Origin of the sequence: Mesotoga sp. Brook.08.105.5.1 (genome assembly GCF_002752635.1) — a bacterium.
GTDB lineage: Bacteria > Thermotogota > Thermotogae > Petrotogales > Kosmotogaceae > Mesotoga.
This window is the reverse complement of the sequence record NZ_AYTW01000013.1, coordinates 86,436-96,545: the sequence shown is the minus strand read 5'-3', so window position 1 is coordinate 96,545 and position 10,110 is coordinate 86,436. Positions and strand designations below refer to the sequence as shown.

Below are 10,110 nucleotides of genomic sequence, written 5' to 3'. Positions count from 1 at the left end.
TTTCCTTCAGACTTACCCCGGGATAGTTGGTCCTCCTGGTTTTGATGACACTAAGGGTCCTTACGACACGTTCACGGTGGTTCACTTGTATTCGTCTCCTCTGGTACTCACCTGACGGGATCACTGTCCCGCCTTTTCCCGTAACGTTCACTACCATGGCTCTTTACCACAGCAGCTTACGGTGGTTTGAAGCCTCCACCTGCATGGCGGCTTCGAGGGGCCCTCCCTCATCTTCGATTAAGCATGGCTTGAAGTTTCCTTCTTCGCCTTCTTGGCACACTCTGGTCAGATCTCTCATGGAGACCTAGAGTGCCGAACTCTAGGTCTTTCTTCGATACTGTAAGGCTTCAGCAATGTGCCTGGCCTTAACTTCACTTTCTTCGAGATCGGCTATAGTAAGTGCTACTTTAAGAACTCTATCAATGGCCCTTGCAGTTAATTTCATCTTTTCCACGGCTGCCGAAAGAAGTGATCTCGATGCTGAGTCTAGCGGCACGTATTCTTTCAGTAAGGCATGACTGAGCTGACTATTCGAAAATATGCTCATTCCTGCATATCTCGACGACTGTCTCTTCCTTGCCGTAATAACTCTCTTCCGAACTTCGTCAGAGCTTTCTGCCGTTGAGTTTTCCATATACTTATCGAAATCGAGTCTTGGCATGTCAACGAAGATATCTATCCTATCTTCCATTGGACCCGAGATCTTCCTGTTATATCTTTGAATGTCATACCAAGAACATGTGCACTCTCTTGTTTTGTCCCCGTACCATCCGCAAGGACACGGGTTTTGGGCAGCTATGAGCATGAATCTGGCAGGATAAGTGGCTGTCAGTTTTGCTCTTGCAACAGTAATTACTCCATCCTCCAGCGGTTGTCTGAGAGCCTCGATTACATCTCTTCTGAACTCCGGAAACTCGTCCATGAATAAGACACCGTTGTGGGCAAGACTAATTTCACCCGGTCTAGCATCATTTCCACCACCAACGATAGATGTTGTCGACGCAGTATGGTGAGGAGACCTGAATGGTCTCTCTTTTATCAGGCCTCTTTCACCCAGCAGTCCAGCAACGCTGTAAATCATTGTGGTCTCAATAGCTTCATCCATAGTTAGCGGAGGGAGAATAGATGGAATTCTGCGGGCAAGCATTGTTTTTCCACATCCCGGGGACCCTCGAAGGGAAATGTTGTGCCCTCCTGCCGCGGCGACTTCAGAAGCCCTCTTAGCAAACTCCTGTCCCTTTATCTCAGACATGTCCGGCCCATTCATACTTCCCAATTCGGGCTGCGAATAGACGACGGGTTTTTTCTCCACGTGTCCGTTCAAAAAGCCAACCAAATCGTTCAAACTATCCGCCGTGAAAATAGTAAGGTTGTTCACTATTGTAGCTTCCTGTCTGTTTGGGGCAGGAAGCACAACTCTTAGACCATTTGCCCTGCTGGAAAGCGAAAGCAGAATTGGCAAGACGCCTCTTACTCGCCTAAGGCTTCCGTCAAGACCCAGTTCACCAAAGAAAATGTAATCGGAAAGATCGGTTTTGATTTTCGAAGTTGCCTTAAGCAACCCCACCGCTATAGGAAGATCGAGATAAGATCCCTCCTTTTTCACATCGCTCGGAGCTAGGTTGACCGTTATTCGACCGTTGGGTAGCTCTATCCCCGAGTTCTTGACGGCACTCTTAACTCTCTTCTTGCTCTCCTTAATTACGGTGTCTCCAAGACCTACGATATCCATCTCCTGGATTACTGCCCTGCTGTCAATATCCAGCTCAACGAGAACATCCAAAACGTTAAGACCCATGGTTGTAATCGTTCTAACTCTTGAATAGCGCATCTCATAACCTCCTATCATATATGAAATTATATCAATCAAGAGGCGAAGAGGTGATATACTTGAAATGAGGCATGGTCGAGGTGTGCATATGAAGAATACACATCGTATTAGTGTAAGAGCTTTGGTCATAAAAGACGAATCTGTTCTTCTTGTTCGTCATGAGCATCGCGACAGACCTCCCTTCTGGTGTTTCCCCGGCGGACTTGTTGAACCAGGCGAAGATCTTTTTACTGCAATCAAGAGAGAGATAAGGGAAGAGACTTATCTTGAAGTCTTTCCTAAATCGGTTGTTGCACTACAGGAATTCAAAAGAGAAAGCCTTCTGGAGGTGATATTTTCCTGCGATTACGTCTCGGGAAGGACCAACCTGGGATCAGATCCAGATAACTCGGGAGTTCCAACGTTGGTTGAAGTCAAATGGGTGGAAATTGGAGAGATTGAGAAGTACAGAGTACTTCCGATTTGGCTTTCTTCACGTCTCAAGACAGAATGGAATTCTCTGAGTTCAGTACAGTTATATGAGGTAGCGAGCAAACACCAGCTCAGGACAGGGAGTCCTGATTCCAGCGTACTGTAACGGCCTTTGGTATGTGATAACATGAAGTAACGCAATTTGGTAGCATCACGCGAGAGGAGGGTTATCATGGATTACAACATCTACTCTAAAGACGTAACTGTTACAGACTCCATGAAAGACTACATCGACAAGAGGTTCTCAAAAGTGTCGAAAGTTGTCAACGAGGAGAAGCTGATCTCGATGGATCTCAGGCTCTCGAAGGAAAGGGCGTTCTACAAGGTCGAGGCGACCGCCCATCTGCCGGGCGTTATGGTCCGCGTGGAGGAAAAGGGCAGCGACTTCTATACAGTAGTGGATTCGGCATCTGATGCCTTTGAGAGAAGAATAAAGAGATTCAAAGAGAGAACTCGCCACAAGCACAAAAACGGCCTTAAGGAAAACCTCGATTCAATTCCCTCCAGGTTCGAAGAAGATCAATCCACAGTAATTACAAGACGTAAGAGGTTCACTATCAAGCCGATGACTGAGGATGAGGCCGTTCTTCAGATGGAAATGCTTGGCCACACCTTTTTTGTCTACAGGAATATCGATACTGATGAAGTCAATGTTCTCTATACTAGAAAGAACGGATCTATCGGTATTATTGAAATGAACGAATAGCGGACGGCCACCAGAAGGTGGCCCGCTTTCTTAATCTTCACGTGAGATGATTATTATGGTAGAATTCGAAATCTAGTTCTGTCTATAGAAATGAAAGGGTGGTGGCAAGAATACAGAATAACAGAACGCAGACTATTGTCTTCAGTCGAATTGAGGACGAAGTCAGGATCGCTTCTCTGGACGGCGATCAGCTGGAAGAGATTTTTTTCGAAGACATGGACAGCGAAAGTGTAACTGGAAACATCTATCTTGGCAAGGTAGAGAATGTTGTTCCCAGCCTTGAAGCGGCTTTTGTGAATATTGGGATTGGAAGGAACGCATTTCTTAGATTCAAAGATGCTTCCGGACAACAGAAACTGGAGAAGAACAACAAAGTTCTAGTCCAGGTCAGCAAAGATCCCATCGGTTCGAAAGGGCCTCAGATTACCCTTAAGGTTAGCATACCAGGCAGAAGCCTTGTTTATACACCGTTTTCGAAGCATATTGGAATATCGAAGAAGATCGCGGATCAGCAGGAAAGGAATAGGCTCACCGCGGTTGCGAAGTCAGTTCTTGAAAACAAAGAAGGTGTGATCTTCCGTACCGCCGCTTTCGGTGTGGGTGAGGAAACAATAAAGGAAGAGCTTGAAAGTCTGCGTGAAAACTGGAACAAGATAAACGAGACATTTAGAAGAAGCAGAAAACCGAAGATTCTCTATGAGGAACCTTCCTTTGTAGAGTATATTCTCAGAGAGAGACTGACCGAAAATACAAAGGAGATAGTGGTCGATTCAGAGGAACTCTGGCACGATGTGGTCGCCGGCATCAGCAAATTCAAGTCCGGTTTCAAACCGGTCGTGAGGTATGTTGAAGGCGATGCCTTTGCGTCTGAAGAAGTGTACGAGAAAATGAAGATCCTCTATACCAGAATGGTATCCCTACCCGCGGGAGGAAACATATACATAGACAGAACAGAAGCTATGACGGTAATCGATGTGAACTCTGCAAGCAGTATCTCCGGCAACGATGTGTCGGAAACTTCATTGAACACGAACCTAGAGGCCGCTTCAGAGATTGCGAGACAGCTGAGATTGAGAAACATTGGCGGAATAGTCGTTATAGACTTTATTGATATGAAGAACGATGAAGATAGGCAGAAAGTGATATCGAGTCTCACAGCTGAATTTAAGAAGGACAAGGCGAGAACTATGATAATGGGATTCACGAGACTTGGATTGCTGGAAATGACAAGGAAGCGATCGACAGCTGCAATTGGGTCCAAGTTATATTCCTCATGCCCGATTTGCAAGGGAACGGGAAGGATCGAGTCTCCCAGGGCAGTTTATCAGCGGCTGCTTAAGGATCTATCGAGGGGTTTTCAGGACGAATCGTTGACCAGCGCCTCCATTCAGGTTTATCAAAACATGTCTGGAATCCTAACTCCAGAAAACCAGAAGAACCTTGTCAAGACGCTAAAAAGAGAGATTTCGGTGGGCTTCACCTGGCCAATTCCGACCTCTTATGAAATCAAATTCGTGAAGAAGCAAGAAAAGTTGAAGAAACCCAAGACTAAGACAAAAAGGGAGTCGAAATGACTCCCTTTACCTATGTGGTGGATGCGACAGGGATTGAACCTGTGGCCTCTTCCGTGTGAAGGAAGCGCTCTTCCGCTGAGCTACGCATCCGTACAGCAATTCTATCATCGGTAGGGTACAGTGTCAAGGTTTGACGATTAGTTACGTGATGACAGGTAGCGGCAAAGTGAAAACGGTTGACCGTTAACCGAGGGAAAAACCTGTTCTTCGTTCCAGAGCGAGGATCTGTCCTTCGTTTCTAGATCCGCTGTACGCTTAAGAACAAGGACCCGCTGATCGCTTGTTAAAGCTCAGTTGCAAGTTACAAGATACAAGTTGTAAGAAAAAGCAAGAGAAGAAGGACGGATCCTAGCTATTGGACGGCAAACCTGAGGACTGCTTTTCCCAGCGCACAGCGTGTTCCCTCAAGCATTAAGCGGGTTTTCCGGCCGCGAAGCAGAACTGGCCTGCGTCAACGGACCGGCATTCTTCTCCAAATAACTTCACTGCTACTGAACACAGGAGCCTGCTCTCTCAAACGAGACTGCGAAAATGTGCACATTAGCCAGCTGAGGAAAGACTATGCTTTTCAACGGTTTATCAAGAAGATCACTACAACGATAGTACAGCATGCACTTGACTCTCTCTGTATTCCCAGTATTATCGTATCTGCCGGAAAACACGAACGCAATTTCCTCTCCAGTCGATGGCCCTCCGCACCAATCGGAAAACGACAACTGGATCATTTGCTGCGAACCATCTTCGTAGATCAGCAGCGCTTCACCGACGTAGTCACCATGGTTCGCCGAACCGAGGATACAGATACGACTGAATACTTCTGCTGGAAATGTGATCGCCTGGCCCGTGAGTCTTAGGTTGTCGTCGCCTTTGATGTTCATTAAGAATCTAGTCTCACCAACAGAAAGGAATCCTGATTCTAGCTCTCTCTCCAGCTCTGCAGATATGTAAGAAGCTCCAAATAATCCCTGAGGGTTGTCGAAATTCGCCGTTTTTCTCTCATCGGAAGATGCAATTCCGTTGTTGTTGAATAGCTCTTCAAGATTCAAATGAACGAACCCGTCCTGTTCGACAACATCCACCACCAGTGACGGTGGTACTTCAGTAATCTTTCTCTCTCTTTCAAAGATCCTACCGTTTGCAATTGAAATACCTTCTTGTGCTTCCTCGCTTCCACGGAAATTGAGAATAAAGGAAACATCTTCTCCTGGATCGTAAGCAACCACCAAATTCGGCACGAGAATTATCTGATCGAGATCGAAACTACCTTCGGTTATTCTTCCTCCCACCGTGAAGGTAGATTCATTACCTGTACCTTTTACAGTACCGATTTTGAGAATGGCTCTCCGCTCTAGGCTGACTACCTTCTCTGATCTGGAATCCCCAAGCCTCAAGGTAAAGACCACTTCGTTAGCTTTGACTTCATTTAGAGCTGCAAATACTGAATATGATGTCTCGGCAAGTGTTATTGGCATACGAAGACTGAATGCTCCTGAGATGTTTATTACGGCATTGCCCGAAAAGCCGGTACCCTGGATTATCGCTGATTCGGAAAGGCCAGCCCTCATGGATTCTGCTTCAACTACCTCAACCGGCGCAAGTATCTCTACTTCACCAGAAAAGAACCGTTCGTACTGATCGGGAAGCCTACTGATCCTTTCGAGAGAAAGAAGCATGGAAATCGTAGATTCTGCTCCTGCATTTCTATTTACGTGTGAGAATTCAAGTCCGTCAAATCCCTCTCCGTTCCTCCCTATCATTGACTGGTTCAACTTGTTGACACCAAGGAACCAGCTTCCAAGAAGAGCCGTTGTAGAGGCAATCTCATCATCTTCGGTCAGTTCATACAGCATATACCCTGCTGAAATCGCAGCTTCTGCAGCATAGGCTATCTGCGGGAAAAGTTGCAAGTATTGAGACAATGAGTATAGAGGCCCCGCATTCAGCAGAAGCGCCGAGCTTCGCTTGAAAGCCTCTACAGAAGCTTCAAGAAGATTGTCGTCTTCTAGAATCGCACTTGCCAAAGCTATTGCTTCCAGCTGCCTCGAACCCCAACCGTGCCAGTAATACTTCGATTCTGAAGGTGGTGCCTCGTCTACAAGACCGTCAAAAAGCGAGTCGCTATTCAGAACCAGCTTATCTCGAATAGCAGAAGAACACCTTTCAACGAAACTTCCCACGAGTGCATCGTTGCCTATCATGAACAACTCGGCGGCTCCAAGAAGAACAACGGATGAGAGGTCGGTGTAGCCATGAATAAGACCGTCCTGTTCAAAGCTGATTATTCTTCGGAAGCACCTATGTGCAGCTTCGGTCAGTTTAACAGAAAACTCGGGGTCAAAATCTTGAGATATCCGTGCTCCGGTAGTAAGCGCCCATAATGCTCGAGCTGCCCACCAGTTTCCTCCTTTTCTGGAAGTAGGCCCATTTAGGTTTATTCTTCCATCTTCGAATACGAAATTGTAGAAGTCCCCATCGACATCCTGCATTGAAAGTACAAATTCCAGCGCTTCTCTTGCCCGTCCGAAGTACTCAGGGTTTCCTGAAGTCTCAAAGAGTCTCAAATAAAGTATCGCCGCCCTCGCCACATCATCAACACATGTAACTCCTTCGCCGGGAGCATCGGCATGTTTGTAGCTTCCATCGGGAAGTCTGTCAGCATAAATCCAGTAACCAACTCTTGTGACATTCTCAATCGAGAACTCGTCTCTAAGGAATTCCAGATGTCCTAGATTAAGCTGAACCTCCATCCCGATAAGCAAGACTGAAGCAAGAGATAAGAGCAAGACGATTACCTTCTTCATAGACACCTCCAAAATAAAAGGGTGAGAGGCAACCTCTCACCCTAAAGCAAAGATCGATTATTCTCCTATCTTGAGTGACTGAATCTCCGACTTCTTGAGCTCAGCGAACTCGATTGAATCCTGAATTGAGTCGGCGTTGAATATCGAGTAGACTCTCTTGAAACTGACAACATCTCCTGCCGCAAAGCGCTTTACGTAGTCTTCCCAGTTTGAAGAGACATAACCTCTAGTGCTTTCGAAGATGTCAATCTCACCGGGCATCCATTCGAAGTATCCGTCCCTGAATTCCCTGCTCTCATATACCCAAGTAAGACCTCCTATCCATTTCTCGTAGTCGGCTACTACAACAGGTACTTCGGGGTTTATCTCTGCGACACCCAATTTCAATGACAACGAGTAGTTGGCTCTCCAGCTTTCCTGAGAAGCAAATATGTACGTCGCACCCCACCAAAGCGGTCTCATTGAATCTACAGCAGGGAAGACAATATAGGGCTTGTTTCCGAAATACATTATCGCATTTCTCTCAAGCCAGTATTCTAGTGGTGTAATATTAAGCTGATCGGCCCAGAGAAGTCTTCTGAATACAGGAAGCGTATGGACCGTGTCTTCAGCTACGTCAGTCAATACTCTTGTTGCCATTATCTGTAGTTTCATTAGTTCGGCATATGTCGCAAATTCAAAGGTGTTGTGAGAAATTATATCCCCGTTGCTGAAGATTGTGGTGATGATTTTTTGAGTTACACCCAGGAAAGGTTTCGCTTCAAGCGTGCTAACAACAGTGATTCCTACGGGCCCGGCAGGAAGAACCGAGACTTCCTTGACTGCAAAATCTCCCGACGTCTTTTCTTCGTGCCTGCCAAACTCTCCATCGATGTAATAGGTCGATCCAACATAACCCGACATCCTGACAATGCCTATCTCATCGACCACAGTTCCTTCCACATCTCCGAAACCAGTTACCTTAACGAGACCTTTGTTATTGGCAATTGCAGTTATTTCCCCGATTTCAATAACCCACTGCCCATCTTCCTCAGTTACTTTTCCTACCGACTGGTAGGTTGGGGGAAGAATGTCAAAGTTGTCACTAACCGTTATCTCTGCAGGACCTGTGATCAAGAAGGAGAGAATATCCCCGGATGAGAGCCTTCCATTCAGATCGGCATCATCAATTTGATACGGAAGCTCCTTTCCGTCTTGAACAACTCTTAATGAGTCCCAGTTGGCATCGAAGTCAACCCCAACGAGATCAAGAATATCACTCATGGCAATTGTAACGGCAACAGGCTCCCCGGTGAAGGAATTGACAGACACGGGAACCCTTATAGTCTCTGCAACTAAAAAGACCGAAAGCACTATGAAGAAAAGAACCAAGAACCTCTTCATACAAACACCTCCTAGAAGTCGATGTGAAATCGCTTACATATCACTTAAGATTATAGAATCTTGTCACTTCTTTGATCTAGAATGATATGGAATCAAAAATAATGACTTACGAAGATTATCGGCAATCAATTGGTAATATAACCTGATTCCGCACTAAATTTACTTTTTTCGTCTAACTTTAATCAACTTTGATACCTACGATTATTTAAGACATGCAAAACGGCATATTATTGACTTAATAGCTCTAAATACTAACTGAATGGCTTTATTAGTTGCTACTCGAATGTGATTATTGAGCCTCAATCGAGGTATATTACTTTTAGAGATGTAAGCGTTTACATAGCTAGAGGTGATTTACTTGTCAGCAAAACTATCTGATGTCGCACGACTGGCAGAAGTATCAACCGCAACCGTTTCAAGAGTGCTGAATAAGAGCGGCTACGTTTCGAAGAAGGCAAGAGAAAAGGTCTTGTCAGCCATAGAAGAACTCGAGTACAAACCCTCAAAAGTTGCAAGCTACCTTGCAAGCAGAAAGCTTGACTTCAACATCGGCATCGTCGCTGGCAGAAGATTGTTTAAGATTCTTTCCAGCAAATCTGATCAATTTTACACTATCGTTCTTAATGGAATTGAGGAGTTCTTTCTAAACAACAACATGAGAGGAGAATTAGTATCGACAGATGAGTTCTCGAATAGTTTTGACGGATATCTGATGATAGGTGGAGAAATAAGCGAGAAAGATGTGAGAATGGTCAAAGAGGGCGGGAAACCGGTTGTGCTGGTCGATCAGTATCTTGCCGGTGTCAAGGTAGACTGTGTTGTTTCTGATGGTTACGATGGAGCTGTATATGGAATGAGAAAGCTCTTCTCAAAAGGTCTGAAGAAGATAGTGAACATCCATGGTCCCCTGTCTCACTTTGGTTTCAGAGATAGATACGACGGGTATATCTCAGCAATGGAAAGCGCCGGCTACTTGCCTAGAGCATTTGAATACGACGAAGAAAACGACAATATGAGCGCGATTATTGACCTTTTGCTTTCAAGATACGGGCTTCCAGACGCAGTATTCGGGTGTAATGATACGGCCGCAATCAGAGCAATGGAAGAGTTTCAGGCAAGAGGCATAAAAATACCAGAAGAGGCATCGATTATGGGATTTGATGACATTATAAACTCTTCCGGTACCACCCCTTCGTTGACGACATTCAAGATCTTCAAGCGTGAGATGGGGGTTGTAGCATCAAGAAGACTGCAGAGTCTGCTAATTGGCAATGAACCTCATCCTACAAAGATTTCTCTGTTTACCGAATTTGTCCAGAGAGAGAGCACTTTATAGAAAAGGAG

General features: G+C 45.5%; 7 protein-coding genes and 1 tRNA gene. 4 read left to right on the top strand and 4 right to left on the bottom strand.

Going from position 1 to position 10,110, the window contains the following annotated elements:
- Positions 1-319: 319 nt before the first annotated feature.
- Complete coding sequence (locus V512_RS06525; RefSeq protein ID WP_099829645.1) at positions 320-1,831, bottom strand: YifB family Mg chelatase-like AAA ATPase; 1,512 nt, start codon at positions 1,829-1,831, stop codon at positions 320-322.
- An 88-nt stretch (positions 1,832-1,919) separates the two neighbouring features.
- Between V512_RS06525 and V512_RS06520 the strand changes: the two genes are divergently transcribed.
- The 3 genes from V512_RS06520 to V512_RS06510 all read left to right on the top strand — a co-directional run bounded on the left by V512_RS06520 (position 1,920) and on the right by V512_RS06510 (position 4,582).
- Entirely contained in the window at positions 1,920-2,408 is a 489-nt protein-coding gene (locus V512_RS06520; RefSeq protein ID WP_099829644.1) for an NUDIX domain-containing protein, read from the top strand.
- A gap of 66 nt (positions 2,409-2,474) precedes the next feature.
- Positions 2,475-3,008, top strand: coding sequence for a ribosome-associated translation inhibitor RaiA (gene raiA, locus V512_RS06515; RefSeq protein ID WP_099829643.1), 534 nt, complete (start codon positions 2,475-2,477; stop codon positions 3,006-3,008).
- A gap of 98 nt (positions 3,009-3,106) precedes the next feature.
- Positions 3,107-4,582, top strand: coding sequence for an Rne/Rng family ribonuclease (locus tag V512_RS06510; RefSeq protein ID WP_243392288.1), 1,476 nt, complete (start codon positions 3,107-3,109; stop codon positions 4,580-4,582).
- A 15-nt stretch (positions 4,583-4,597) separates the two neighbouring features.
- Here the strand turns inward: V512_RS06510 and V512_RS06505 are convergent.
- From V512_RS06505 to V512_RS06495, 3 genes are all read right to left on the bottom strand, one after another.
- Positions 4,598-4,672, bottom strand: a tRNA-Val gene (locus V512_RS06505).
- Between the two features lie 398 nt (positions 4,673-5,070).
- Positions 5,071-7,383 carry a hypothetical protein gene (locus V512_RS06500; protein ID WP_099829641.1) on the bottom strand — a complete coding sequence of 771 codons (2,313 nt, stop codon included), beginning with the start codon at positions 7,381-7,383 and terminating at the stop codon, positions 5,071-5,073.
- 57 nt (positions 7,384-7,440) lie between these two features.
- Positions 7,441-8,766 (bottom strand): hypothetical protein, encoded by a 1,326-nt coding sequence (locus V512_RS06495; protein ID WP_099829640.1) that lies wholly within the window; start codon positions 8,764-8,766, stop codon positions 7,441-7,443.
- Positions 8,767-9,124: 358 nt separating this feature from the next.
- Between V512_RS06495 and V512_RS06490 the strand changes: the two genes are divergently transcribed.
- The gene (locus tag V512_RS06490; protein ID WP_099829639.1) at positions 9,125-10,102 is read left to right on the top strand and encodes a LacI family DNA-binding transcriptional regulator; all 978 of its coding nucleotides are present in this window, start codon (positions 9,125-9,127) and stop codon (positions 10,100-10,102) included.
- The last annotated feature ends 8 nt before the right edge of the window (positions 10,103-10,110 follow it).